The following is a 24,155-nucleotide window of genomic DNA, read 5'->3' on the forward strand; positions in this document are numbered from 1 at the left end:
GAGCGAGATGTTCATTCAGACCGAAGCCACGCCGAACCCGGCAACGCAGAAATTCCTTCCCGGCAAGGTCGTCATGGAAAACGGTACAGCCGAATTCCGCAATACCGACGAAGCCCAGGCTTCGCCGCTCGCCGCCCGCCTCTTCGAGATTCCGGGCGTGACCGGCGTCTATTTCGGCTACGATTTCATCTCCGTCTCCAAGGACGATGCCGAATGGCAGCATCTGAAGCCGGCTATTCTCGGCTCGATCATGGAGCATTTCATGTCCGGCAAGCCGGTCATGGGCGATGCCTCCATCCTCTCGGAAGACATCGATGCCGGCGATGAATTCTTCGATGAAGGCGACGAATCGATCGTACTGACCATCAAGGAACTGCTGGAGACCCGTGTGCGTCCGGCTGTTGCCCAGGATGGCGGCGACATCACCTTCCGTGGCTTCAAGGACGGCAAGGTCTATCTGAATATGAAGGGTTCCTGCTCTGGCTGCCCGTCTTCGACGGCAACGCTGAAGCACGGCGTCCAGAACCTGCTGCGCCATTTCGTTCCGGAAGTGCAGGAAGTGATTGCCGCTTAAAAATCTCTGATACGGACGGCCGTTCATCTAGGGTTCGGCCAGACGGATTTATAGATAGGCGACAATAGTTTATTCGGAAATTGATGGCATGATCGTTCTGGCGCTCGACACGGCAGGTGTGGATTGCGCTGCCGCTATCTATGACAGCGGCAGGAATGCGGTGCTGGGGGAGGCATCGGACATGATCGGCAAGGGGCATGCTGAACATTTGATGGGCATCGTCGACCGCGCGCTAGATCAGGCGGGCGTTGCACTTTCGGATGTCGGCCGCCTAGCGGTGACCATCGGCCCTGGCTCCTTTACCGGTATCCGCGTCGGCGTAGCCGCAGCCCGCGGCTTCGCGCTTTCCCTCGATGTTCCCGCCGTCGGTATCACCACGCTGGAAGTGATGGCCGCCGCCCAGCGCGAAAAGACGCCTGGCCGCGCAGTGCTCGCGGCGATGGATGCCAAGCGGGACGAAATCTATTTCCAGCCCTTCGCAGCAGACGGTTCGCCGCTCGATGAAGCGCGCGCGGTCAGCGTTGCGGATGCCCAGGCCTTTGCCGCCGGTTTCGACGGCGAGATCACCGGTTCGGCGACCCCGATCCTGAAGCTGGATGCAACGGGCGAATACGCCAACTCCTTCCCGATCTCCATCGTGGCGCGTCTCGGTGCTGCCGCGAACCCGAATGCCGGAAAGCCGAAGCCCCTTTATCTGCGCGGACCCGATGCCAAACCGCAGGCCGGGTTTGCGATTGCAAGAGTATGACGATGCTGGAAGCCTATCTGTCGCTGAAACCGGAATTCGAAATCGTCGCCATGGAACCGGAGGATTGCCTCGACGTTTCCGTCTTGCATGGCGAGCGCTTTGCCCGCCCCTGGGGTGACGGCGAATTCCACAGCCTGCTATCGCAGAACACCGTCTTCGGCTTTGTCGCCCGCCAGACCAATGCCATCCTCAAAAAGACGCTGCCGGGCTTCATCCTGGCGCGCCAGGTGGCGGGCGAGGCGGAAATCCTGACGATCGCCGTGCAGGCGAAGGTCGCGCATTCCGGTCTCGGCTGGCGGCTGATGCAGGCCGCCATGCGCGAAGCACGCCTTCGTGGCGGCGAGAGCATGTTCCTGGAAGTCGATAACGGCAATACCGCCGCCCTCGGCCTTTACCGCAAGCTTGGCTTCGAGGTGGCTGGCGAACGCAAAGGCTATTATAAGGATGCCAATGGGGCTACCTCCACGGCGCTTGTCATGAAGCGCGTTCTTCGGTAGTTCCCTTCTCGGCAGGAATAACGAGAAGGCAGCCATGACTGAGGTAGCCAAAACCCTTGAGGAGCTTTGCGCTGAACGCGGCATGCGCATGACCGAGCAGCGCCGGGTGATCGCGCGCATTCTCGAGGACTCCGAAGATCACCCGGATGTCGAGGAACTCTATCGCCGCTCCGTCAAGGTCGACGCCAAGATTTCGATTTCGACGGTTTATCGTACGGTGAAGCTGTTCGAGGATGCCGGTATCATCGCCCGCCACGATTTCCGTGACGGCCGCTCCCGCTACGAGACGGTGCCGGAAGAGCATCACGACCATCTGATCGATCTGAAGACAGGTGTCGTCATCGAGTTCCGTTCGCCGGAGATCGAGGCGCTGCAGGAGCGGATCGCCCGCGAGCACGGCTTCAAGCTGGTGGATCACCGCCTGGAACTCTATGGCATCCCGCTGAAGAAAGACGAAATCTGATATCATGGCAGTCCGGGAGCGCCGTATTTGATCGTCTGGCTGCGCATCGCCTTCGCCATTACCGCCATCATTGTCGTCAGCATCCTGCTCATGCCGCTACAGGTGCTGGCGCTGCGTTTCGACTGGAAACTCAGGCGCACCCTGCCCCGGCGCTGGCATCGTATTATCTGCTATTGTCTCGGCATCCGCATTCGGGTTCGTGGTACGCTTGAAAGCCGCCGGCCGCTGATGCTTTGTTCCAACCATTCCTCGTGGATGGATATCATGGTCATGTCGGCGGTGGCCGACGTCGCCTTCATTGCCAAGATCGAAGTGCGCGACTGGCCGATCTTCGGCACGCTTGCCAAGCTGCAGAAAAGTGTCTTCGTGGTACGTGAGGAAAAACGCCGCACCGGCGACCAGGCGAGCGAGATCGCAGGCCGCATGGCAGACGGTGAAATCGTCGTGCTGTTTCCCGAGGGGACGACGTCCGATGGTAACCGCCTGCTGGAGGTCAAATCGTCGCTCTTCGGTGCAGCCGCCATGGCTGTGCCCCATTCCCCGACTGGCGCGGTGATGGTCCAGCCGGTGGCGATTGCCTATACTCACGTGCATGGTATCGCCATGGGCCGCTACCATCGTCCGCTTGCGGCCTGGCCCGGCGACATTGAGCTCTTGCCTCATCTGAAGGACATCCTGAAATGCGGCGCGATCGATGCCGAAATCTCCTTTGGCGAGGCCATCGAATATGGCGAGAAGACCAATCGCAAGGCGGTCAGCACCACGATCTCCGCTCGCATCCGCAACTTGCTGAACAGCAGCCTGCGCGGCCGTAGTATCGGCTGAGCCGAGAGTCCCTTTTCTCGCGCGGTAAAAACCACTAAATAGCCGCCATGACCCAGGACAACGCCCTTCTTCAGGCCCCGGAGGCTTCTCTCCGCGATGGCTCCAACAGCCGCAAGGTTTTCATCAAGACCTATGGCTGCCAGATGAACGTCTACGACTCGACGCGCATGAGCGATGCTCTTGCCCGCGACGGCTATGAGCCGACCGAGGACATGGAAGAGGCCGATCTCGTCCTGCTCAACACCTGCCACATCCGCGAGAAGGCGGCCGAGAAGGTCTATTCCGCGCTCGGGCGCCTGCGCGAGATGAAGAAGCGCAAGGCGGCCGACGGCCGCGAGATGATGATCGGTGTTGCCGGCTGCGTAGCGCAGGCGGAAGGCGAGGAAATCCTGCGCCGTGCGCCGGCCGTCGATGTCGTCATCGGCCCGCAGACCTATCACCGCCTGCCGGAAGCGCTGCGTCGTGCGAAGGAAGGCCACCGCGTCGTCGATACGGAATATGCGATCGAAGACAAGTTCGAACACCTGCCGATCGCCGAGGCACCCAAGATCCGTGCCCGTGGCGTGACCTCCTTCCTGACGGTTCAGGAAGGCTGCGACAAGTTCTGCACCTTCTGCGTCGTGCCCTATACGCGCGGCTCCGAGGTGTCGCGGCCGGTCTCGCAGATCGTCGAGGAGGCGATGAAACTTGTTGATGGCGGCGTGCGCGAAATCACCCTGCTCGGCCAGAACGTCAATGCCTGGCATGGTGTCGGACCGAAGGGTGAAGAGTGGAGCCTTGGCGACCTGCTCTACCGGCTTGCCGAAATCCCCGGCCTTGCACGGCTTCGCTACACCACCAGCCATCCGCGCGACATGGACGACCGGCTGATCGAGGCCCATCGCGACCTTCGCACGCTGATGCCTTATCTGCACCTTCCGGTCCAGGCCGGTTCGGACCGCATTCTAAAGGCCATGAACCGCCGCCACACGGCAGCCGAATATCTTTCCCTCATCGATCGCATCCGCAAAGCCCGCCCCGATATCGCGCTCTCCGGCGACTTCATTACCGGCTTTCCGGGGGAGACAGACCGGGAGTTTGAGGATACACTAAAACTCGTTGAGGAGGTTCGTTATGCACAGGCCTTCTCGTTCAAATACTCGACGCGGCCCGGTACGCCCGGAGCGGAATTGAAGGACCAGGTGCCGGAAAATATCAAGGCAGAACGGCTGGAACGCCTGCAGGCGCTGCTTCTCAAGCAGACGCAGGAATTCAACGAGTCCTGCATCGGCAAGGAAATCGATCTTCTCCTGGAAAAGCCCGGCCGTATGCCCGGTCAACTTATTGGCCGCTCACCGTGGCTGCAGTCCGTGAATGTTGATGCAAAAGCATCGCAAATCGGTGACATTATTAAAGTGCGAATCACAGGAACCGGAACCAACAGCCTGTTTGCCGAACGCGCAGAGGCTGAGGTCTAACCCAAGGAGCTCGACCGCTTGAACGGACAGGAATTGGTTTCCACTTCACCGCGCCACCCACGCATTGCGAGCGACGCCAATCACTTCGTCCTGACGTTCGAGAACAACCGGTTCGCCAGCGAACTTTTCGGACAGTTCGATCAGAATCTCAAGCTGCTGGAACAGCGGCTCCATATCGACGCACGGGCGCGCGGAAACTCCGTTGTCATCACCGGCGATGTGCTGGCCACCAATCAGGCGCGGCGCACACTCGATTACCTCTATGAAAAACTCCAGAAAGGCGGCAGTGTGGAGCGTTCAGATGTGGAAGGCGCAATTCGCATGGCGGTTGCCGCCGACGACCAGCTCACGCTGCCGACGATGGAGAAAAAAGCCAAATTGACGATGGCGCAGATTTCGACGCGCAAGAAGACGATCATCGCGCGCACGCCGACACAGGATGCCTATATGCGGGCGCTCGAGCGTTCGGAGATGGTGTTCGGCGTTGGTCCGGCCGGTACCGGCAAGACCTATCTCGCCGTCGCTCATGCCGCCCAGCTTCTTGAGCGCGGCGCGGTCGAAAAGATCATCCTCTCGCGCCCGGCCGTCGAAGCCGGCGAACGCCTGGGCTTCCTGCCGGGCGACATGAAAGAAAAGGTCGATCCTTATCTCCGCCCGCTGTATGACGCGCTCTACGACATGATCCCCGGTGACAAGGTCGAGCGGGCGATCACTGCCGGCGTCATCGAAATCGCGCCGCTCGCCTTCATGCGCGGCCGTACACTTGCCAATGCCGCCATCATCCTAGACGAGGCGCAGAATACCACCTCGATGCAGATGAAGATGTTCCTGACTCGTCTCGGCGAAAATTCGCGCATGATCATCACCGGCGACCCGAGCCAGATCGACCTGCCGCGTGGCGTCAAATCCGGCCTTGTAGAGGCGCTGCACCTCTTGAACGACGTCGAGGGCATCTCGATCGTGCGCTTCAAGGATGTCGACGTCGTTCGCCATCCGCTCGTCGGCCGCATCGTCAAGGCCTATGACGCGACCTATACCGCAGCAAACGAAGAGGCCAGCCGGCAGGACTGATGGCCGAGCTCGACATACAGATCAGCATCGAGGACACGGGCTGGCCCGCCGAAGATGTATTGCATGCTCTTGGCGAACGTGTGTTGGGTGCGGCGGTTGCCTACCTGCGGGAAGAGGAAAAGCAACCCTTCCCGAAGATGCCGCCGGAAGTTTCGCTTGTCTTCACCGACGATGCCTCGATCCAGGATATCAATGCGGAATGGCGCGGCAAGGACAAGCCGACCAATGTGCTGTCGTTTCCGGCCTTTCCGGTCAAACCCGGCAACATGCCCGGTCCGATGCTCGGCGATATCATCATTGCCCGGGAGACGGTGGAGCGGGAGGCGCAAGAGCTCGAAAAGAGCTTTGGCGATCATCTGACCCATCTTATGGTGCATGGTTTCTTGCATCTGCTCGGCTACGACCATATGAATAATGACGAAGCCGAAATTATGGAGGGGCTGGAGACTCGCATTTTGGCAGTACTCGGCCTATCTGACCCCTACGAGGGTCAAGACCTTAAAATGGAACCATGAGCGACTTTACAACGAAGCCGGCGTCAGACGCCAGGGACTCCGACCAATCCTCCTCTTCCGATGAGGGTGGCAGTAGTCGACACCGACCGCAATCCTTCTGGTCACGCGCTGCGCGCATCTTAAGACCGCAACAAGGTTCACGCCTGCGCGAAGACATCGCCGACGCGCTGATGACCGACCCGGCTGCAGCCGACGCCTTTTCGCCCGACGAGCGGGCAATGCTCCACAATATCCTGCGCTTCCGCGAGGTGCGCGTTGCCGACGTGATGGTGCCGCGCGCCGATATCGAGGCAGTCGACCAGAATATCACGATCGGCGAACTGATGATCCTCTTCGAGGAAAGCGGCCGTTCGCGCATGCCGGTCTATGCCGAAACGCTCGACGACCCGCGCGGAATGGTGCATATCCGCGATCTTCTTTCCTATGTCGCCAAGCAGGCGCGCAATAAGCGCCGCAGCGGCACGAAGCCTGCGGCGGGCGCGCCCGCCATCGAGGTCTCTCCGGAAAATATCCAGAAGGCGCCGCGTTCGGCCAAGCCGAACTTCGATCTCGGACGCGTCGACCTGCAGAAGACGCTCGCCGAAACAGGCATTATCAGACAGATCCTTTTCGTCCCGCCTTCCATGCTGGCATCCGATCTTCTGCGTCGCATGCAGGTGAACCGCACACAGATGGCGCTGGTCATCGACGAATATGGCGGCACTGACGGCCTCGCCTCGCATGAAGACATCGTGGAGATGGTGATCGGTGATATCGACGACGAACATGACGATGAGGAAGTCATGTTCAAACGCGTTTCGGAAGACGTCTTCGTTGCCGACGCCCGCGTCGAGCTCGAGGAGATTGCCGAAGCCATCGGTCCGGATTTCGACATCAGTGAGCAGATCGATGAGGTCGATACGCTGGGCGGCCTGATCTTCTCGGCACTGGGGCGCATCCCCGTGCGCGGAGAAGTCGTCCAGGCCCTGCCGGATTTCGAATTCCACATCCTCGATGCCGATCCGCGCCGCATCAAGCGGGTGCGTATCACCCGCAAGCGCCAGGCAATCCGCCGCCGCGCCAAGACGGATGGCGACGGGCCACCCATCGGCGACGGAAACGATGATCGGTCGGCCGAATCGACCGCAAACTGACCGGGACGCCGTATCAGGCTTTCCGCAAATCGATTTCGATTTTCGGGCCGATGCTGCAAGACGACAAGCGCGCGCTTTTTTGAAAGACTGCGATTGGATTGATTCGCGGCTTTGATGGGAGTGCGCATGGAGCGGCTTGCGGACAGGATTATCCTCGTCTGGGGGGTCAAACGGTCATTGCTTGCAATTGCGGCAGGCGCCTTTGGCGTCCTGGCGCTGCCTCCCGTCGGCTTCTTCGCGGCGATGTTCGTTTCCTTCACGCTGCTCGTCTGGCTGATCGACGGGGCGGCCGCTTCGCCTGAAAGCAGCCTTGCCGGCAGGCTCTGGCCGGCATTTGCCACGGGCTGGCTGTTTGGTTTCGGTTATTTCGTTGCCGGGCTCTGGTGGCTTGGGCATGCACTTCTGGTCGATTCAGATGAGTTTGCCTGGGCTTTGCCGCTCGCGATCCTCGGCCTACCGGCCTGCCTTGCCATCTTCTACGGCTTGGCTGCGGCGCTTGCCCGTATCCTCTGGTCCGATGGTATGGGGCGGATTGCAGCACTTGCTGCCAGCTTCGGCCTGCTTGAGTGGGTACGAAGTTTCATCTTCACCGGCTTTCCGTGGAACGCCATCGGCTATGCCATGATGCCCATGCCTGTCATGATGCAGTCCGCGCATGTGATCGGCACCATGGGGGTGACGGCTCTGTCGGTCTTCGTCTTTGCTGCCCCTGCCCTACTCGGAACGCGGCAGGGAGCGAAACTCGGCATCAGTCTCGCGGCCATCCTCTTTGCGGCGCATCTTGGTTACGGCGCCTATATCCTTTATCTCACCCCGAAGCCCGAGGCGTTACCCGAGGACAAGCGGCCTGTGATTCGCCTGGTCCAGCCGGCAATCGACCAATCGGTCAAGATGGACAATGATGCGGATCGCGAGGCGATCTTCGAGACACATCTCAAGCTTTCGACGGAGGCTCCCAGGGAAGGCGGCAGGAAGCCTGACATCATCGTCTGGCCGGAGACCTCGATCCCCTTCATCCTCACCGACAACAAGGATGCGCTGACAAGGATTGCCGATACACTTGACGACGACCAGATCCTGATCGCAGGCGCCGTGCGCGCTGAAGAACTCGGCCCCGGCTATCCCACCCGCTATTATAATTCGATCTATGTGATTGACGGGCGGGGGCAGATCGTCGCCGCCTCCGACAAGGTGCATCTCGTTCCTTTCGGTGAATATCTTCCCTTCGAAGACATGCTCAACGAGCTCGGTATCCAGAATGTGGTGGAGATGCCGGGCGGTTTTTCGGCCGCCGCCAGCCGTCATCTGCTCGAGCTTCCGAGCGGGCTGAAATTCTATCCACTCGTCTGCTACGAAATCATCTTCCCGGACGAAATGACCGGCGACATCGGCCAAGCAAACGCCATTCTCAACATCACGAATGACAGCTGGTTTGGCTCAACACCGGGTCCCTACCAGCATTTTCAGCAGGCACGCGTACGAGCGGTTGAGACCGGCCTGCCGCTGATTCGTGATGCAAATAGTGGAATTTCGGCGGTTGTAGACGCGCGCGGCGAAATCGTTTCAGGTCTAAAATTGGACGAAATTGGCTTTATTGATGCAACTCTCGATGGATTGGAAAAAAACACAGGAAAGCCATACCCCCGCCAAACGTACTTCTGGTTGACTGAAACGTTACTGATGATCATTGCGCTAATTTCACGCAGGGGTTTTATTTTCAGGCCGAATTGACCAAAAACCCCTAAAATTGCATAGTGGTCGCAATCGGCGTTAGTAACGTATGCTTCAGGGTGGGTTATCGCGACTTGCAACGTGGCGTTACGGAATGAGGTCAGGGCATGCCGGTTAGAACAGAGTTGAATTTTTCTTTGCTAGGGCACGACCATGATTGAAAATAAGAAGAAGCCGAATCCTATCGACATCCATGTCGGTAGCCGCATTCGACTTCGCCGTACCATGTTAGGCATGAGCCAGGAGAAGCTCGGCGAAAGCCTCGGCATCACCTTTCAGCAAATCCAGAAATACGAGAAGGGTACCAACCGCGTTGGTGCCAGCCGCCTCCAGAACATTTCAAGCATCCTCAACGTTCCCGTTTCCTTCTTCTTCGAAGACGCTCCCGGCGAACATTCCGGTTCCTTGACTGGCATGTCGGAAACCTCGAGTTCGAACTACGTCGTCGATTTCCTCTCCTCTTCGGAAGGACTCCAGCTCAACCGCGCATTTGTGAAGATCACCGATCCCAAGGTTCGTCGCAAAGTCGTCGAGCTGGTGAAGGCACTGGCGGCGGAAGCCGACTCCGACTGAGCGCCCCCACGCTCGGAATGCTTAAGGCGGCTCAGAAGGCCGCCTTTTTGCGTTTTTAAGGCAAAATTTGTCATTTCACCGCGGATATAAAGATATATTTATGTCCTTCTGTGCTTGTCATCTGGGCACGAAGTGAGTACCTACTAGACCGCTTTTGTTCTTTGAGGGGAATCCCGGAATGCGCGCGAACTATCTCTTTACCAGCGAATCTGTTGCCGAAGGTCACCCGGACAAGGTGTGTGACCGCATCTCCGACGAGATCGTCGATCTGGTCTACCGCGAAGCGGCAAAGACCGGCATCAATCCGTGGGGCGTGCGCATTGCCTGCGAAACCCTCGCGACGACCAACCGCGTTGTCATCGCCGGTGAAGTTCGCCTGCCGCCGAGCCTGATGAAGAAGGACAAGGACGGCAACGACGTCATCAACCCGTCGAAGTTCAAGGCGGCGGCTCGCCGCGCCATCAAGGACATCGGTTACGAGCAGGACGGCTTCCACTGGAAGAAGGCCAAGATCGACGTACTTCTGCATTCGCAGTCGGCCGACATCGCCCAGGGCGTGGACAGCGCGGCCGACCAGCAGGGCGACGAAGGCGCCGGCGACCAGGGCATCATGTTCGGCTACGCCTGCAAGGAAACGCCGGATCTCATGCCGGCGCCGATCTACTATTCCCACAAGATCCTTCAGTTGCTCGCTGCCGCCCGCAAGAAGGGCGATGGCGAAGTCGCCAAGCTCGGCCCCGATGCCAAGAGCCAGGTGACCGTGCGCTATGTCGACGGCAAGCCGGCTGAAGCCACTTCGATCGTTCTGTCCACCCAGCATCTGGACGACAGCTGGGATTCGAAGAAGGTCCGCAGCGTCGTCGAACCCTATATCCGCGAAGCGCTCGGCGACCTGAAGATCGCCGACGATTGCAAGTGGTACATCAACCCCACCGGCAAGTTTGTCATCGGCGGCCCTGATGGTGATGCCGGCCTGACCGGCCGCAAGATCATCGTCGACACCTACGGCGGCGCTGCTCCGCACGGCGGCGGCGCGTTCTCCGGCAAGGACACGACCAAGGTCGACCGTTCGGCTGCCTATGCGGCACGCTATCTGGCCAAGAACGTCGTAGCTGCCGGCCTTGCCGACCGTTGCACGATCCAGCTCTCCTATGCCATCGGCGTCGCACAGCCGCTGTCGATCTATGTCGACCTGCACGGCACGGGCAAGGGTGTTTCGGAAGATCAGGTTGAAGCCGCGATCCGTCAGAACATGGACCTGTCGCCGTCGGGCATCCGCCGTCATCTCGATCTCAACAAGCCTATCTATGCCAAGACCTCGGCTTACGGCCATTTCGGCCGCAAGGCTGGCCGCGACGGCTCGTTCTCCTGGGAGCGCACGGATCTCGTGAAGGCGCTCAAGGACGCCGTCAAGACCAAGGCTGCTGCATGACGGATATGGAACGCCGGGGTCGGGCGACCGAGGCCTTCTTCGGTCGCCGCAAGGGAAAAGCCCTGCGTGAACAGCAGGCCGATCGGCTCGCTACCCTGCTTCCGGCATTCATCATCGATCTCTCGGCGGCTCCCCCGGAGCCGCCGAAAAGCATTTTCCCTGATCCGGTCGAGAAGATGCGGCTGGAAATCGGCTTCGGCGGTGGAGAACATCTCATCCACCGCGCGCTGGAAACGCCTTCGACGGGCTTTATCGGCGTCGAGCCTTTTGTAAACTCCATGCAGAAGCTGCTTGCACGCGTCGACGAGACAGGTGCGCGTAACGTGCGTGTCTATAATGATGACGCGACGCAGCTTCTCGACTGGCTTCCCGATCATTGCCTCGATCAGATCGACCTGCTCTATCCGGATCCCTGGCCGAAGCGGAAGCACTGGAAGCGGCGCTTCGTCTCCAAGACCAATCTCGACCGTTTTCACCGCGTGCTGAAGCCGGGCGGGCTGTTCTGCTTCGCCTCAGACATCGACACCTACGTGAACTGGACGCTGCTGAAATGCCGCGACCATGGCGGCTTCGAATGGACGGCGCAGAATGCCGCCGACTGGCTGACACCCTATGAGGGCTGGCCGAGCACCCGCTACGAAGCCAAGGCGCGCCGTGAGGGCCGCTCTTCGGCTTATCTCACCTTCAAACGCGTCTGACCTGCTGGACGGGTCAGTTTCGGCGGCGTTGCCGTTGAATGGCATTTTTAGAGAATAGGGAAATGCCGCAAAGCAGCTAGCGCATGGGCAAGGGACTGACGTCAGTCCCTTGCATCGCCCATTACGATCTTCGCACATGCACTCGGCGGCCAGCCGTGCTCGGCGGGCCGGTTTCGATCAATGCAGGCTGACCGTTTTCAGTTCGTCTTCAGCTGCCTTGAAGAAGGTGCTGGAGCGATTGTCCGTCAGCAGGATCGGCGTACCATCGGCGCCGAACAGTGCCCAGAGATCAACGCTCGGATCGATATCCGGCGCCTCAGGGAAGCATTTGGCGACCTCTTCATTGCGTATTTTGCGGATATAGGCGACCTCGCCATTGCCGATGCCGGCAAGTTCGGACTTGGTGAGACGCGACGTAGCTTCTTTCATCAACATTCCTGTTCCTCCAAGAGAAGGGACCAACGGTTCAACAAACCGTTGTGCTACTGTGAAACCGAAATGTTAATTTTCTTGACCATGCGCGCCGGTTCCGGGCGAATTAGATCCACCGAGAGCAGACCGTTCTTGAGGCTTGCGCCTAGGACCTGCATACCATCGGCGAGAACGAAGGTACGCTGGAACTGTCTCGCCGCAATGCCTCGATAGAGATAGTCGCGCTCACCCTGATCGACTTGCCGGCCACGGATCAGCAGCTGGTTTTCCTCGGTCGAAACGTCAAGCTCTTCCTCGCTGAAACCGGCGACTGCAAGCGTGATGCGAAGCCGTTCCGGCGCGTCATGACCTGCGGCGATGCGCTCGATATTATAGGGTGGATAACCATCGCTCGCCTTGGAAATCCGCTCAAGCGTCTTTTCCATGGCATCGAAGCCCAGAAGCAGCGGGCTGGCGAAAGGGGTGATACGGCTCATCTTCCAAAGTCCTTGATGCAAGCGACCTCTCCGGACCTCATATGGAGCATCCGGATACCGCTAATATGGGAACGACGATTGCCTGCTGCAAGGCGCGATCGCCGCCGACCGGGCCTCCCGCATTTTAAGGTAAAGGCTCATAGGACCGCTTCCTTGACAAAGGCCGCAACGCCCCGCATCAAAACATGCCCCGGCGCACTGTGTTGATTTGTGACGGGAGCGTGAAGACAATGAAAAGGTGCATGCTAGAGCGACGCGCACCAGAGGATGGAACTACCCGGATGGCAGAACCGAGAAAAATCATTATCGACACCGACCCCGGCCAGGACGATGCTGCTGCGATCATGCTGGCCTTCGGCAGCCCGGACGAGCTTGACGTGTTGGGCATCACCACTGTCGCCGGTAACGTACCGCTGTCTCTGACAAGCCGCAATGCGCGCATCATCTGCGAGCTTTGCGAGCGGACCGATATCAAGGTCTTTGCCGGCGCCGACAGGCCGATCGCCCGCAAGCTGGTCACCGCCGAACACGTGCACGGCAAGACAGGCCTCGATGGCCCAACGCTTCCGGAGCCGACGATGCCGCTGCAGGCGCAGCATTCCGTCGACTTCATCATCGAAACGCTGCGACGCGAGCCGGAAGGCACAGTCACGCTCTGCACGCTCGGACCGCTGACGAATATCGGCTTGGCCTTTCAGAAGGCGCCCGATATCGCGTCGCGCATCCGCGAACTTGTCATGATGGGCGGCGGTTTCTTTGAGGGCGGCAACATCACGCCGGCTGCTGAATTCAACATCTATGTTGATCCGGAAGCCGCCGATATCGTGTTCCGCTCGGGCGTGCCCATCGTCATGATGCCGCTCGACGTGACGCATCAGCTTCTGACCCGCAAAGACCGCGTGAAGCGCATGGCCGAAATCGGCACGGCGCCTGCCAAGGCTATGGTGGAGATGCTGGAATTCTTTGAACGCTTCGACATCGAAAAATACGGCTCGGATGGCGGCCCGCTGCACGACCCGACGACGGTCGCCTATCTGCTGAAACCCGAACTTTTCAAGGGCCGGGACTGCAATGTCGAGATCGAGGTGAAATCCGAACTGACCGTCGGCATGACCGTCGTCGACTGGTGGCATGTGACCGACCGCAAGCGTAATGCGAAGGTCATGCGCCATGTGGATGCCGACGGCTTCTTCGATCTCCTGATCGAGCGCTTCGCGCGGATCTGATCCGTTACTATCCAACGGAAACAAAAAGGCCGCTGACGCGGCCTTTTTTAATTGTCAGATATCCTGATCTCTCAAGCGTCCTTCTCGTCCAGAACCGAGTTGGCTTCTGCTTCCACGAGTTTCGGACCACCCTTGGCAACGCCGACCATGGCCGGGCGCAATACGCGCTCGCCGATGGAGAAACCGGCCTGCACGACCTGCACGACCGTATTGTTCGGCACTTCAGCATTCGGCACTTCGAACATAGCCTGATGGAAGTTCGGGTCGAACTTCTGGCCGACCGGCTCCAGCTTGCGAACGCCGTGACGCTCGAGAGCCGAGAGCATAGAACGCTCGGTCATCTCGACACCTTCGATCAATGTCGTCAGGCCAGCGTCGGCGGCAGCCCTGGCTTCCGGCGGAATGGCGTCGATCGCACGGCGCAGATTGTCCGAAACGGCCAGCATGTCGCGGGCGAAGCCTGCGACGGAATAGGACTTGGCGTCCTTGACCTCGCGCTCCGTGCGGCGGCGCAGATTGTCCATTTCGGCAGCGAGCCGCAGGTAGCGGTCGCGCAATTCGGTATTCTCGGCCTTCAGAAGCTCAAGCGCATCCGGCTCGCCTGCAGCTGCTTCCTTCACGGCTTCATTCTCGACGTTTGCGGCGGCGTCGGCTGTGGCTTCCGCCGCAGCCGCGTCAGGTCCGTTCTTCGTCGTTTCATCAGTCATGACGGTCTCCGGTTCGTGTATTCTCAGATGCGCCCGATATCGATGTTTGGCCGGAAAAAATCAAGTCTGCGTGACGAAGAAGCTAAAATTCCGCCGGTTTCGCGAAAGGGATCAGAGAGATCCGCGCGAAAGGCGCGATACGAGTTGGGCTGTATAGTCCACCATCGGCACGATGCGGGAATAATTGAGCCGCGTGGGACCAATCACGCCCACCGCGCCAACGATGCGGTCGTCGTCATCGCGATAGGGCGCCACAATAAGCGAGGAGCCAGAAAGCGAGAAGAGCTTGTTCTCAGAGCCGATGAAGATGCGCACGCCCGGCCCACTTTCGGCAAGGTTCAGGAGCTCGATCAAGCTGTCCTTCTTCTCTAGGTCATCGAAGAGCAGGCGCAGCCGGTCGAGATCTTCCGCGCCGCCTACGCCTTCCAGCAGGTTTGCGCGGCCGCGGATGATGAGCTGTGCCGGCTTGGTCTCGTCCGAGTTGCCGGCCCACACGGCGACGCCGCGCTCCACGAGGTCGCGCGACAGCGCGTCGAGCTCATGGCGAACCTCATCTTTCAACCGGCTCAATTGCAAGCGCAATTCCGGCAGCGTTTGCCCGGTCATGTGCGCGTTGAGGAAATTGGCGGCTTCGGTGAGTTGCGACGAAGTGACACCTGCGGGCAGTTCTATAATGCGATTTTCCACTTGGTCGTGATCGCCGACGAGCACGGCCAGTGCCTTGGTAGGCTCCAGGCGGATGAACTCGACATGTTTGAGAACCGGGTCGCTCTTGGAGGTGATGACGAGGCCGGCGCCGCGCGAAATGCCCGAGAGCATACGGCTCGCCTCGTTCATCATCGATTCCACCGGATTGTCGCGGCTTTCAGAACGCACCTGGCGGTCGATGCTCGCGCGTTCTTCTGCCGAGAGGTCACCGACCTGCATGAAGGCATCGACGAAGAAGCGTAGCCCGATCTGGGTCGGCAGGCGTCCGGCGCTGACATGCGGCGAATAGATGAGACCGAGCTCTTCCAGATCGCTCATGACATTGCGAACGGAGGCAGGCGACAGAGACATCGGCAGAAGACGCGAGAGATTGCGGGAGCCGAGCGGCTCACCGTGCTCCAGATAGCCTTCGACGATGCGCCGGAAGATTTCCTTCGATCGTTCATCCAGCGCAGCCACGGCATCCGAAATTGATGTCGACCTGTAGCTCATGAACTTTTCGCACCCGCACTGAATGATATCAGGCAAATATAGCCAATCTGCCCCCCGTGGCAAAAGGGAATTTGCAAATGCACGCAGCCAATCGTAGAAGCGGGCGACGATACAATGCATGCAAAGACATTGCCTGAAAGCGCTCACGTTTTCGGCATCATGTTTCAGGAGAAGAGAATGCGGCCTTCAGGCAGAAAAACAGACCAGATGCGCAAGGTCTCCTTCGAGCGCAATTTTTCCAAGCATGCGGAAGGTTCCTGCCTCGTGAAGTTCGGCGATACGCACGTGCTCTGCACGGCAAGCCTCGAAGACAAGACGCCGCCATGGCTGCGCAATACCGGCAAGGGCTGGGTTACCGCCGAATACGGCATGCTGCCGCGTGCGACGGGCGAGCGCATGAAGCGTGAAGCCGCAGCCGGCAAGCAGGGCGGCCGCACGCAGGAAATCCAGCGCCTCATCGGCCGCTCGCTGCGCGCCGTCGTCGATCTGACCGCGCTTGGCGAACGCCAGATCACGCTCGACTGCGATGTCATCCAGGCGGATGGCGGCACGCGCACGGCCTCGATCACCGGCGGCTGGATTGCGCTTTACGATTGCCTACGCTGGATGGAAACCCGCAACATGATCAAAGCCGATCGTGTGCTGAAGGACCATGTCGCAGCAATCTCCTGCGGCATCTTCGCCAACCAACCGGTGATCGACCTCGATTACCTCGAAGATTCCTCGGCCGAGACCGATGCCAATTTCGTCATGACGGGCGCCGGCGGCATCGTAGAGATCCAGGGCACTGCAGAAGGCACGCCTTTCACCGAGGAAGAATTCTCTTCGCTGATGGGCCTTGCCAAAGCAGGGATTACCGAACTGGTGGACCTGCAGAAGCAGGCGATCGCCTGAGGCTTCCATCCAAGCCTCGTTAGTGAATTTCCTCGTCCCTGCTTCCGGGGGCAAGGCCGGACAAGGGGCGGGCAATGGCGCAACCCATCGAAGGCATTCTTGAAACTGCACTCTACGCAACCGATCTCGATGCGGCAGAAGGCTTCTACGGGAGTGTGCTGGGCCTTGAGAAGATCGCACGTTCGGGCAACCGCCATGTATTCTTCCGCTGCGGACCGGGCGTGCTCCTGATCTTCAACCCGGAGGAAACGGTGAAGCCGCCGGCGCCTGACAGCCTGCAGGTTCCGCCACACGGCACCATCGGAAAAGGCCATGCCTGCTTCAGGGTTTCGGGAGATAATCTTGATGCGATGGCGGAGAAGCTGAAAGCTGCCGGCATCGGCATCGAATCCGAGGTTCACTGGCCGCAAGGCGGCCGATCGATTTATTTCCGCGATCCCTCGGGCAATAGCCTGGAATGCGCGGAGGCAAAAATCTGGGGCATGGGATAAGGATATTTTATGCGTAAGCTTGAAACCAAGACTATTGTCGTCGCCAGCCATAATCAGGGCAAGATCCGCGAAATCCAGGATCTGATCGGGCCGCTCGGCTTCACCGCCAAATCGGCTGCCGAGCTCAATTTCATCGAGCCCAAGGAAACCGGCACGACCTTCGAGGAAAATGCCACGATCAAGGCGCTCGCCTCGGCTCAAGCCTCCGGCATGCCGGCACTATCAGACGATTCCGGTCTCGTCGTCGATGCGCTTGGCGGTGATCCCGGCGTCTATACCGCCGACTGGGCAGAGACCAGCAACGGCACCCGCGATTTCAACATGGCCATGGAAAAGGTCGAGAAGGCACTGGAAAAGGCCGGCGCCACGAAGCCCGAGCAGCGCACCGCGCGTTTCGTCAGCGTGCTTTGCCTTGCCTGGCCGGATGGCCACACCGAGCTTTTCCGCGGCGAGGTGGAAGGCACGGTCGCTTGGCCGCCACGCGGAATGCAGGGTTTCGGCTATGATCCGGTCTTCCAGCCGGAAGGTTATGATGTGACCTTCGGCGAGATGAGCGCGGAAGAAAAGCACGGCTGGAACATCGGCAAGCCGCAGGCGCTGTCGCATCGCGCCCGCGCCTTTAAGCTCTTTGTCGAAACCTGCCTGGAAGCATAAGGCCAAGCTTTGAACATGATCGAACCGCCTGCGCTGATGCGCGATGCAAAACTTCTTCCCGATACCGGCGAGCCCGGTTTCGGGATCTATGTGCATTGGCCTTTCTGCGCGGCGAAGTGTCCCTATTGCGATTTCAACAGCCATGTTCGCCATCAATCGGTTGATCAGGAGCGCTATGTCGCGGCTTTCCTGAAGGAGATCGCCAATGCCCGCCAGATAAGCGGACCGAAGACGGTGACCAGCATCTTCCTCGGTGGCGGCACGCCGTCGCTGATGAAGCCGGAAACCGTCGACGCGATCATGAACGGCATTTCGCGGCACTGGCATGTGCCCGACGGTATCGAGATCACGATGGAGGCCAATCCCTCCAGTGTAGAAGCGGAACGCTTCCGCGGCTATCGCGCCGCCGGTGTCAACCGCGTCTCGCTCGGCGTGCAGGCGCTGAACGATCGCGATCTCAAATTCCTCGGGCGACTGCATGACGTTGCCGACGCGCTGAAGGCGATCAGGCTGGCGCGCGACATCTTCCCGCGCATGTCCTTCGATCTAATCTACGCCAGGCCGAACCAGACGGTGGAGGAATGGGAGAGTGAACTGAAGGAGGCGATCTCCTACGCAGTCGATCACCTTTCTCTCTATCAGCTCACCATCGAGGAAGGCACACCCTTCTACGGCCTCCACAAGGCCGGAAAGCTTGTTGTGCCCGATGGGGACCAGTCCGCCGCACTCTATGAGGCCACGCAGGAGATCACCGAGCGTGAAGGATTGCCGGCCTATGAGGTATCCAACCATGCCCGGCCCGGCGCGGAGAGCCGCCACAACCTCACCTACTGGCGCTATGGCGATTATGCCGGCATCGGCCCCGGCGCGCATGGCCGCCTGACGCGCGGGCCGGAAAAGATCGCAACCGCTACGGAGCGCAAGCCGGAAGCCTGGCTGGACCTCGTTGAACGCGACGGGCACGGTATCATCGAGCAAGAGCGCCTTGGTTTCGATGAGCAGGCCGATGAATTGCTGCTGATGGGACTGCGCCTGAAGGAAGGCGTCGATCTTGCCCGCTGGCAGCAGCTTTCCGGCCGCGATCCCGATCCGAAGCGCGAAGAATTTTTACTGGAACACGGCTTTATCGAGCGGATCGGCAATTCCCGCCTGCGCTGTACGCCGGCGGGCATGCTGATCCTTGATTCCGTCGTCGCGGACCTCGCCTGCTAGAGCATTCCCGTTATTCTTCGAAACAGGGACTGCTCTATCTCTTTGTTTTCACGTAATTCCGGGCGCAAGCCGCTGCACATTTTGCTGGAATTGCTCTAAGCTACGTCAAGCAGCGCGCCTCTTTCTGAAATTGACGAGCCTTCCATCGATCGCCGCAAGGCCGACCGCGATCAAAGCCATGCCGATCAGATGCTTGAGCTGCAGCTGCTCACCGAGTACTGCCGCGCCAAGCAGGATCGCGCTGACGGGGATCAGAAAGGTCACAAGCATCAGATTCGTAGCGCCCGCCGTTGCCAGGATGCGGAAGAAGAGCACATAGGCCACGGCCGTCGAGAGAATCGCAAGAGCCGATAGCGCCAGCCAGATCTCGGCGGAGGGCATGGCGAGCGTCCAGGGCTGGTCAACAATCAGCGCGATCGGCAGCATCAGGACGGTCGAAGCAGTCACCTGCCCGGCGGCCGGAATGAGTGGCGCAAGGCCCATCCGGCGGAACCGCCGTCCCCAGATGCCGGCCAGCGAATAGGAGAATGCCGCGCCGAGAACCGCGAGTTGGGCAAGCACGTTCGAGCCGAGATCCTTCAAGGCGTCAAAACCGATCATGTAGGCCACACCGGCAAAACCGACGATCACGCCGAACAGACGGTTTGCCGTCAGCTTTTCATCCGCCGTCAGCACATGGGCAACGACCACGGCAAAGAGCGGTGTCGTGGCGTTGAGGATCGAGGCGAGGCCGCTCGCAATATGTGTCTGACCCCAGACGATCAGGCAGAAAGGGATCATATTGTTCATGAGTCCCATGCCGAAGAACGCGATCCAGCTCTGCCTGTCTCGCGGCATGGTGTGGCCCATCGCTCGGACGATCAGATTGAGTGCGATGGCGGCAAGCAGAACGCGTCCAGTCACGATGGTGAACGGCGGCAGTGCCTTTACGAGTATGCCGTTGAAGAAGAAGGAGCCGCCCCAGAGAAGCGACAACACGATCAGCATGGCCCATTCTACGGCTCCCATGGACTTCTGAATGGACATGACAATCTCCTTCATCGAGTTCTACTAAAACGTTCTTTCCAGCTCACCTGCGTGGATTTGCCAGACCTATCGGTTTTTATTAGTATTTCCTGCACCTGACAAACGAGCATTTCTTCTCGTACGATTGAGCTGAGCTAAAGCATGATCGATCCCCTGCCTTCACTATCGGCCTTGCGCGCCTTTGAGGCGACGGCACGTCATCTGAGCATGACACAGGCGGCGCAGGAGCTACACGTCACGCCAGGCGCCATCAGCCTGCAGATCCGCGATCTCGAAGCCTCGCTCGGCGTGTCACTGTTCGAGCGGCGAACCCGGCAGATTCTGCTGACGGCGGAAGGCCGGGACTATTTCGCGGCACTGCGCACCGCCTTCCAGCTCGTGCGCGAGGCGACTGCATCGCTGACCGCACGGCGGCGCGGCAATGCGCTGGCACTGACCTGTACCGCAGGTTTTGCAACGCACTGGCTGCTGCCGCGGCTTCAGCGCTTCGAGGACACGCATCCTGATATCGATGTTCGCATCAGTGCTTCCCATCGCATGTTCGATTTCGAGCGCGACGGGATCGATCTCGCCATCCGCCATGGGCTTGGCGGTTATGAGGGACTAATCAGCGAGCGGCTGGTAGATGACGAGCTGGTGCCGGTCTGCTCGCCGGCGATTGCGGCAACCCTCGGCGACGATCCTTCACCCGATCTGCTCGCAGGGTATCAGCTCATCCACGACGTCTATCGCCGGGACTGGCAGCTCTGGCTGGCCGCGGCGGGCGCTACCAAGGTGGATGCCTCCCGTGGCCCGATCTTCAGTGATGGCAACGGCGCCTTCGAGGCGATGAAATCAGGTTTCGGCGTGGCGCTGATGCGCCGCTCCTTCATCGAAAAGGAACTTGCCGAAGGAAGACTCGTCGCGCCGTTTCCACTGGGACTGACAAGCAAGCTTGCCTACCATCTGGTCTATCCGGGCACAGCGCTGGAACGGCCGGCGGTCGCGGCCTTCCGGCGCTGGCTGCTTTCGGAGGCAAAAACCTAGAGCATTTCCGGCGAAAACAGATTCGCCTTCAATGCTCTAGCCTATTATTTTCTCTGCAATTCCGGACGCAAAACCGGTTCCCACTTTTGCTGGAATTGCTCTAGTCGCGGCTGGTAGCGCCTGCCTTGAAGAGGCTGCCTGTCGGCGTCTTCAGGAACATCTCGAGCGGGATATGCTCCTGATGCAAGAAGCCGCTCGCCGGCAGCAGGCCGTCGCGGACCATTTCGATGACCGCAACCACCGAGGCCGACGTCGTCCAGGCGATCGCCGTACGCCGGGCTCCTGCAATCTCGATCGGATAGTAGGCGCGGACAAATTCCTTCCGGCGCAAGGAACCGTTGATCGTACCCTCAGCCGCGACATGTACATAGACGACATCGTCATCGACCGGCGGCTTGGCGTTGGTCAGGATTTCACCGGCGAGCTGACGTTTGTCACGCATCAGAAGCTCATGGAAGAAGAAATTCATCAGTTCCATGTGGCCGGGATAACGCATCGTCTTGTAATCGAGATTATCGACCTTGCCGAGCATGGTGTCGCACATCGTCCCGAGGCCGCCCGAGGTGGTGAAGGCCTCCAGCTTGACGCCGCCGACATAGATCGTTTCGTGCCATTCCATTGGCGAGACGAGCTTGCGCACACCGCCCTCGATGACTTCGCAATCGTTCAGATATTCATTGACCACGCCTTCCGGCGACCAGTTGAAGGCATAGCCCAGAAGTCCGGTCGGGTGCTGCGGCAGGGCGCCGACACGCATGCGGATCGAGCGGCAGCGATCAAAGCCGTCGGCAAGGCTTGCGCCGACGATACCGACGAAGCCGGGCGCCAGGCCGCATTGCGGCGCCATCAGGCCGCGGGCGGTCTTGGAAAGCTCGATGATGAAATTGGTGGTCGGCACATCCTCGGTCAGATCGAAATAATGAATGCCAGCGAGATGGGCGGCCCGAGCCAACTCGATATTCAAATGATAGGGCAGGCAGGACAGGACCGCCTCGACGCTCGACAGCAGCTCGCCTATGACAGAGGTATCAGTGATATCGCCGGCCCGGCATTTGAAGGGCAGGTCGCCTACGGGCAGTTGTGCATCGACGCCGACGACCTCGAAGCCGCCCTCATGTAAAAGCGTCGCCGCCAGCCGTCCGACCTTGCCGAGGCCGATCACGGCAATCCGTTCAAAACTCATTGATATCCTCCCGAACGCCGACGTTCCTCACCGGCGCATTTTTCTCACGTGGGGGCTGTATAGAATAAAAAGCTCATAAAAGAAAACAGCCGGGATTGCTCCCGGCTGCCGAAACGCGGTGGCTATGCACCGCTTATTCGTTGATGAGGCGCTTCAAAAGCTCGATCTCATGCGACAGCTTCGTGTCTCCCGAGATCAGTTCCTCGATCTTGCGCACGGCGTGCAAAACCGTCGTGTGATCGCGTCCGCCGAAGCGGCGGCCGATCTCCGGAAAGGAGCGCGGCGTCAGTGTCTTCGACAGATACATGGCGATCTGGCGCGGCTTGACGATGACACGCGTGCGGCGGTTCGAGACCAGTTCCTGACGCGAGACGTTGTAGTGACGTGCGACGATACGCTGGATATCCTCGATGCGCACACGACGCGGCTCGCCGGAACCGACGAGATGGGCCAGCAGTTCATCCACGCGCTCGATCGACAGATTCGGCTCGAAGGAACGGCGGAAGATCAGCTGGTTGAAAGCGCCTTCCAGTTCGCGACCGCTTGCCGTGATGTTGCGGGCGACGTGCTGCAGCAGATCGGTCGGGATTTCCAGTGACGGATCCTCCAGACGGGCAGCGGCGAGGCGACGATTCAGGATTTCGAGACGCATCTCGTAGTCGGGGCCATCGAGTTCGATCGCAACGCCGCCCTGCAGACGCGAACGGACGCGCGGATCGAGCGATTCCAGCTCCCACGGCGCTCGGTCGGCTGCGACGACGACCTGCTTGGCGCTGTCGAGCAGCATGTTCAGCAGGTGGCAGAACTCATGCTGGATCATCTTGCCCTGCAGGAACTGCATGTCGTCGATGATCAGAAGGTCGATGTTACGCAGCGAATCCTTCAGCGTCAGCGCATCATTGTCGCGGATCGCTGTCGCGAAACGCCACATGAAGTATTCGGCCGTCAGATAGACGACGCGCAGGCCACGCGGGTTCTGCACCGCGGCATTAGCAATCGCCTGCAGCAGATGGGTCTTGCCGAGGCCGACGGTCGCATGGACGAAGAGCGGGTTGAAGCGCACGGCGCCCTGACCTGCTTCCGCAATGGTCTTCGCGGCGGCAAGCGCCACGCGGTTGGAGCTTCCCTCAACGAAAGTGTCGAAGGTGAAGCGGGAATCCAGCGGCGAACCAAAGAGCGGCGAACCGACACTTGCCGGGCGCGCCGCAGCGGCGGCCGAGACAGCCTGATGGACGATCTGCCCCGCCGGCTGGGCAGATGCCGGTCGGCGAAGCTGGGTGGGCTGGGTGACCGGCTCGACGGAGACTGCATCGTCCAGCGCCTTCGTGCCGACGCGCGTTGCCGTGCGCACAAGGATCTCGACTTTCAGGATTTCGGGATCTTCAGCCTGGAACAGGCCGACAATGAGATCGAGATACCGGTTGTTGATCCACGACTTCAGAAAGGTCGTGGGAACGGTGAGACGGACGACACTCTTGGAAACCGAATGAAGCTTAAGCCGTGCAAACCAACTTGCATAAACGTCAGGACCGACTTGTGCCTTCAGACGCGCACTGACGCGTTCGAAGAGAACACCATGCTTCATCTCGCCCTTTTCTTCCGTTGCGCTCAGGTGAATGGAACCGAAAGACTGCGGTGCAGCTTCCCCGTTATCCAGTGCACCCGTCGTCATCGAATTCATCTGCATAATGCCGCCTTTCATTTCCTCGGGCGGTCATTCGTTGACAGCCGCCCGATCATTCCCCGCTTTGACAAAGCCGGCGGCATCCTCATGAGCCGCTCTCGCATGCCGGTTCACTCAAACACTGTCCCACTGGGACTGACACAAAAACCCTGCGGTGGTCGCGATCATGCGACAACCGTCTCAAAGCCTCTATGTCAGGCTGGCGGCCGATCCTCGTTTTTCGCCCG

At 59.8% G+C, this 24,155-nt stretch carries 26 protein-coding genes; 19 read left to right on the plus strand and 7 right to left on the minus strand.

The window, feature by feature from the left end; translation table 11 throughout:
* Positions 1–7: 7 nt before the first annotated feature.
* The 13 genes from H4W29_RS07520 (at position 8) to trmB (ending at position 11,717) form a co-directional block, all read left to right on the plus strand.
* On the plus strand, positions 8–574 hold the full coding sequence (locus H4W29_RS07520; RefSeq protein ID WP_192728369.1) for a NifU family protein: 567 nt from the start codon (positions 8–10) through the stop codon (positions 572–574).
* Between the two features lie 88 nt (positions 575–662).
* Positions 663–1,322 (plus strand): tRNA (adenosine(37)-N6)-threonylcarbamoyltransferase complex dimerization subunit type 1 TsaB, encoded by a 660-nt coding sequence (gene tsaB, locus H4W29_RS07525; RefSeq protein WP_192728370.1) that lies wholly within the window; start codon positions 663–665, stop codon positions 1,320–1,322.
* Complete coding sequence (locus H4W29_RS07530) at positions 1,319–1,819, plus strand: GNAT family N-acetyltransferase (protein WP_192728371.1); 501 nt, start codon at positions 1,319–1,321, stop codon at positions 1,817–1,819. Before tsaB ends, H4W29_RS07530 begins: the two co-directional genes overlap by 4 nt.
* A gap of 34 nt (positions 1,820–1,853) precedes the next feature.
* Positions 1,854–2,282: a Fur family transcriptional regulator gene (locus H4W29_RS07535; RefSeq protein WP_007814920.1), complete on the plus strand. Its 429-nt coding sequence runs from the start codon at positions 1,854–1,856 to the stop codon at positions 2,280–2,282.
* Between the two features lie 27 nt (positions 2,283–2,309).
* Entirely contained in the window at positions 2,310–3,107 is a 798-nt protein-coding gene (gene olsA, locus H4W29_RS07540) for a lyso-ornithine lipid O-acyltransferase (protein ID WP_192728372.1), read from the plus strand.
* Between the two features lie 47 nt (positions 3,108–3,154).
* Positions 3,155–4,564, plus strand: a complete 1,410-nt coding sequence (gene miaB, locus H4W29_RS07545) for a tRNA (N6-isopentenyl adenosine(37)-C2)-methylthiotransferase MiaB (RefSeq protein WP_192728373.1) — start codon at positions 3,155–3,157, stop codon at positions 4,562–4,564.
* An 18-nt stretch (positions 4,565–4,582) separates the two neighbouring features.
* Positions 4,583–5,635, plus strand: a complete 1,053-nt coding sequence (locus tag H4W29_RS07550) for a PhoH family protein (RefSeq protein ID WP_192728374.1) — start codon at positions 4,583–4,585, stop codon at positions 5,633–5,635.
* Complete coding sequence (ybeY, locus tag H4W29_RS07555) at positions 5,635–6,150, plus strand: rRNA maturation RNase YbeY (protein ID WP_192728375.1); 516 nt, start codon at positions 5,635–5,637, stop codon at positions 6,148–6,150. The genes H4W29_RS07550 and ybeY overlap by 1 nt, the downstream gene beginning before the upstream one ends.
* The gene (locus H4W29_RS07560; protein WP_192728376.1) at positions 6,147–7,283 is read left to right on the plus strand and encodes a hemolysin family protein; all 1,137 of its coding nucleotides are present in this window, start codon (positions 6,147–6,149) and stop codon (positions 7,281–7,283) included. Before ybeY ends, H4W29_RS07560 begins: the two co-directional genes overlap by 4 nt.
* A 126-nt stretch (positions 7,284–7,409) precedes the next feature.
* Positions 7,410–9,014: an apolipoprotein N-acyltransferase gene (gene lnt / locus H4W29_RS07565; protein WP_192728377.1), complete on the plus strand. Its 1,605-nt coding sequence runs from the start codon at positions 7,410–7,412 to the stop codon at positions 9,012–9,014.
* A 153-nt stretch (positions 9,015–9,167) separates the two neighbouring features.
* Positions 9,168–9,587 carry a helix-turn-helix domain-containing protein gene (locus tag H4W29_RS07570; protein WP_192728378.1) on the plus strand — a complete coding sequence of 140 codons (420 nt, stop codon included), beginning with the start codon at positions 9,168–9,170 and terminating at the stop codon, positions 9,585–9,587.
* Between the two features lie 178 nt (positions 9,588–9,765).
* Positions 9,766–11,019: a methionine adenosyltransferase gene (gene metK, locus H4W29_RS07575; protein WP_192728379.1), complete on the plus strand. Its 1,254-nt coding sequence runs from the start codon at positions 9,766–9,768 to the stop codon at positions 11,017–11,019.
* Positions 11,016–11,717 carry a tRNA (guanine(46)-N(7))-methyltransferase TrmB gene (gene trmB, locus H4W29_RS07580; protein WP_192728380.1) on the plus strand — a complete coding sequence of 234 codons (702 nt, stop codon included), beginning with the start codon at positions 11,016–11,018 and terminating at the stop codon, positions 11,715–11,717. Before metK ends, trmB begins: the two co-directional genes overlap by 4 nt.
* Before the next feature lie 177 nt (positions 11,718–11,894).
* Here the strand turns inward: trmB and H4W29_RS07585 are convergent, their stop codons facing one another.
* A complete protein-coding gene (locus tag H4W29_RS07585) occupies positions 11,895–12,152 on the minus strand; it encodes a BQ00720 family protein (protein WP_007814896.1) in 258 nt (85 codons plus the stop codon).
* A 47-nt stretch (positions 12,153–12,199) separates the two neighbouring features.
* A complete protein-coding gene (locus tag H4W29_RS07590; RefSeq protein ID WP_192728381.1) occupies positions 12,200–12,625 on the minus strand; it encodes an Hsp20 family protein in 426 nt (141 codons plus the stop codon).
* A gap of 281 nt (positions 12,626–12,906) precedes the next feature.
* Between H4W29_RS07590 and H4W29_RS07595 the strand changes: the two genes are divergently transcribed.
* Positions 12,907–13,851: a nucleoside hydrolase gene (locus H4W29_RS07595; protein ID WP_192728382.1), complete on the plus strand. Its 945-nt coding sequence runs from the start codon at positions 12,907–12,909 to the stop codon at positions 13,849–13,851.
* A gap of 71 nt (positions 13,852–13,922) precedes the next feature.
* Here the strand turns inward: H4W29_RS07595 and grpE are convergent, their stop codons facing one another.
* Positions 13,923–14,558 (minus strand): nucleotide exchange factor GrpE, encoded by a 636-nt coding sequence (grpE, locus tag H4W29_RS07600; RefSeq protein WP_192728383.1) that lies wholly within the window; start codon positions 14,556–14,558, stop codon positions 13,923–13,925.
* A 111-nt stretch (positions 14,559–14,669) separates the two neighbouring features.
* Entirely contained in the window at positions 14,670–15,758 is a 1,089-nt protein-coding gene (gene hrcA, locus H4W29_RS07605) for a heat-inducible transcriptional repressor HrcA (protein WP_192728384.1), read from the minus strand.
* Positions 15,759–15,935: 177 nt separating this feature from the next.
* Between hrcA and rph the strand changes: the two genes are divergently transcribed.
* From rph to hemW, 4 genes are all read left to right on the plus strand, one after another.
* On the plus strand, positions 15,936–16,652 hold the full coding sequence (gene rph / locus H4W29_RS07610; protein WP_183727899.1) for a ribonuclease PH: 717 nt from the start codon (positions 15,936–15,938) through the stop codon (positions 16,650–16,652).
* A 74-nt stretch (positions 16,653–16,726) separates the two neighbouring features.
* Positions 16,727–17,143 (plus strand): VOC family protein, encoded by a 417-nt coding sequence (locus H4W29_RS07615; RefSeq protein ID WP_192728385.1) that lies wholly within the window; start codon positions 16,727–16,729, stop codon positions 17,141–17,143.
* A gap of 9 nt (positions 17,144–17,152) precedes the next feature.
* Positions 17,153–17,797: an RdgB/HAM1 family non-canonical purine NTP pyrophosphatase gene (gene rdgB / locus H4W29_RS07620; RefSeq protein ID WP_192728386.1), complete on the plus strand. Its 645-nt coding sequence runs from the start codon at positions 17,153–17,155 to the stop codon at positions 17,795–17,797.
* A gap of 15 nt (positions 17,798–17,812) precedes the next feature.
* Positions 17,813–19,009 (plus strand): radical SAM family heme chaperone HemW, encoded by a 1,197-nt coding sequence (gene hemW, locus H4W29_RS07625; RefSeq protein WP_192728387.1) that lies wholly within the window; start codon positions 17,813–17,815, stop codon positions 19,007–19,009.
* A gap of 105 nt (positions 19,010–19,114) precedes the next feature.
* Here the strand turns inward: hemW and H4W29_RS07630 are convergent, their stop codons facing one another.
* Positions 19,115–20,035 (minus strand): DMT family transporter, encoded by a 921-nt coding sequence (locus H4W29_RS07630; RefSeq protein WP_192728388.1) that lies wholly within the window; start codon positions 20,033–20,035, stop codon positions 19,115–19,117.
* A gap of 141 nt (positions 20,036–20,176) precedes the next feature.
* Here H4W29_RS07630 and gcvA point away from each other — a divergent pair, with 141 nt between their 5' ends.
* Positions 20,177–21,061: a transcriptional regulator GcvA gene (gene gcvA / locus H4W29_RS07635; RefSeq protein ID WP_192728389.1), complete on the plus strand. Its 885-nt coding sequence runs from the start codon at positions 20,177–20,179 to the stop codon at positions 21,059–21,061.
* Between the two features lie 100 nt (positions 21,062–21,161).
* Here gcvA and H4W29_RS07640 read toward each other — a convergent pair whose 3' ends face one another.
* Together H4W29_RS07640 and dnaA are read right to left on the minus strand one after the other, a co-directional pair.
* Entirely contained in the window at positions 21,162–22,244 is a 1,083-nt protein-coding gene (locus H4W29_RS07640) for a saccharopine dehydrogenase family protein (protein WP_192728390.1), read from the minus strand.
* Between the two features lie 133 nt (positions 22,245–22,377).
* Positions 22,378–23,931 carry a chromosomal replication initiator protein DnaA gene (dnaA, locus tag H4W29_RS07645; RefSeq protein WP_192728391.1) on the minus strand — a complete coding sequence of 518 codons (1,554 nt, stop codon included), beginning with the start codon at positions 23,929–23,931 and terminating at the stop codon, positions 22,378–22,380.
* Positions 23,932–24,155: the final 224 nt, after the last annotated feature.

Origin of the sequence: Rhizobium viscosum (assembly GCF_014873945.1) — a bacterium.
Taxonomy (GTDB): Bacteria; Pseudomonadota; Alphaproteobacteria; order Rhizobiales; family Rhizobiaceae; genus Rhizobium; species Rhizobium viscosum.

Excerpts from the sequence above, each read along its gene's own strand:
- H4W29_RS07520 (WP_192728369.1), top strand. The coding sequence starts at position 8 with ATGTTCATTCAGACCGAAGCCACGCCGAACCCGGCAACGCAGAAATTC.
- tsaB (WP_192728370.1), top strand. The coding sequence starts at position 663 with ATGATCGTTCTGGCGCTCGACACGGCAGGTGTGGATTGCGCTGCCGCT.
- H4W29_RS07530 (WP_192728371.1), top strand. The coding sequence starts at position 1,319 with ATGACGATGCTGGAAGCCTATCTGTCGCTGAAACCGGAATTCGAAATC.
- H4W29_RS07535 (WP_007814920.1), top strand. The coding sequence starts at position 1,854 with ATGACTGAGGTAGCCAAAACCCTTGAGGAGCTTTGCGCTGAACGCGGC.
- miaB (WP_192728373.1), top strand. The coding sequence starts at position 3,155 with ATGACCCAGGACAACGCCCTTCTTCAGGCCCCGGAGGCTTCTCTCCGC.
- ybeY (WP_192728375.1), top strand. The coding sequence starts at position 5,635 with ATGGCCGAGCTCGACATACAGATCAGCATCGAGGACACGGGCTGGCCC.
- H4W29_RS07560 (WP_192728376.1), top strand. The coding sequence starts at position 6,147 with ATGAGCGACTTTACAACGAAGCCGGCGTCAGACGCCAGGGACTCCGAC.
- lnt (WP_192728377.1), top strand. The coding sequence starts at position 7,410 with ATGGAGCGGCTTGCGGACAGGATTATCCTCGTCTGGGGGGTCAAACGG.
- H4W29_RS07570 (WP_192728378.1), top strand. The coding sequence starts at position 9,168 with ATGATTGAAAATAAGAAGAAGCCGAATCCTATCGACATCCATGTCGGT.
- metK (WP_192728379.1), top strand. The coding sequence starts at position 9,766 with ATGCGCGCGAACTATCTCTTTACCAGCGAATCTGTTGCCGAAGGTCAC.
- trmB (WP_192728380.1), top strand. The coding sequence starts at position 11,016 with ATGACGGATATGGAACGCCGGGGTCGGGCGACCGAGGCCTTCTTCGGT.
- H4W29_RS07585 (WP_007814896.1), bottom strand. The coding sequence starts at position 12,152 with ATGTTGATGAAAGAAGCTACGTCGCGTCTCACCAAGTCCGAACTTGCC.
- H4W29_RS07590 (WP_192728381.1), bottom strand. The coding sequence starts at position 12,625 with ATGAGCCGTATCACCCCTTTCGCCAGCCCGCTGCTTCTGGGCTTCGAT.
- H4W29_RS07595 (WP_192728382.1), top strand. The coding sequence starts at position 12,907 with ATGGCAGAACCGAGAAAAATCATTATCGACACCGACCCCGGCCAGGAC.
- grpE (WP_192728383.1), bottom strand. The coding sequence starts at position 14,558 with ATGACTGATGAAACGACGAAGAACGGACCTGACGCGGCTGCGGCGGAA.
- hrcA (WP_192728384.1), bottom strand. The coding sequence starts at position 15,758 with ATGAGCTACAGGTCGACATCAATTTCGGATGCCGTGGCTGCGCTGGAT.
- rph (WP_183727899.1), top strand. The coding sequence starts at position 15,936 with ATGCGGCCTTCAGGCAGAAAAACAGACCAGATGCGCAAGGTCTCCTTC.
- H4W29_RS07615 (WP_192728385.1), top strand. The coding sequence starts at position 16,727 with ATGGCGCAACCCATCGAAGGCATTCTTGAAACTGCACTCTACGCAACC.
- rdgB (WP_192728386.1), top strand. The coding sequence starts at position 17,153 with ATGCGTAAGCTTGAAACCAAGACTATTGTCGTCGCCAGCCATAATCAG.
- hemW (WP_192728387.1), top strand. The coding sequence starts at position 17,813 with ATGATCGAACCGCCTGCGCTGATGCGCGATGCAAAACTTCTTCCCGAT.
- H4W29_RS07630 (WP_192728388.1), bottom strand. The coding sequence starts at position 20,035 with ATGTCCATTCAGAAGTCCATGGGAGCCGTAGAATGGGCCATGCTGATC.
- gcvA (WP_192728389.1), top strand. The coding sequence starts at position 20,177 with ATGATCGATCCCCTGCCTTCACTATCGGCCTTGCGCGCCTTTGAGGCG.
- H4W29_RS07640 (WP_192728390.1), bottom strand. The coding sequence starts at position 22,244 with ATGAGTTTTGAACGGATTGCCGTGATCGGCCTCGGCAAGGTCGGACGG.
- dnaA (WP_192728391.1), bottom strand. The coding sequence starts at position 23,931 with ATGCAGATGAATTCGATGACGACGGGTGCACTGGATAACGGGGAAGCT.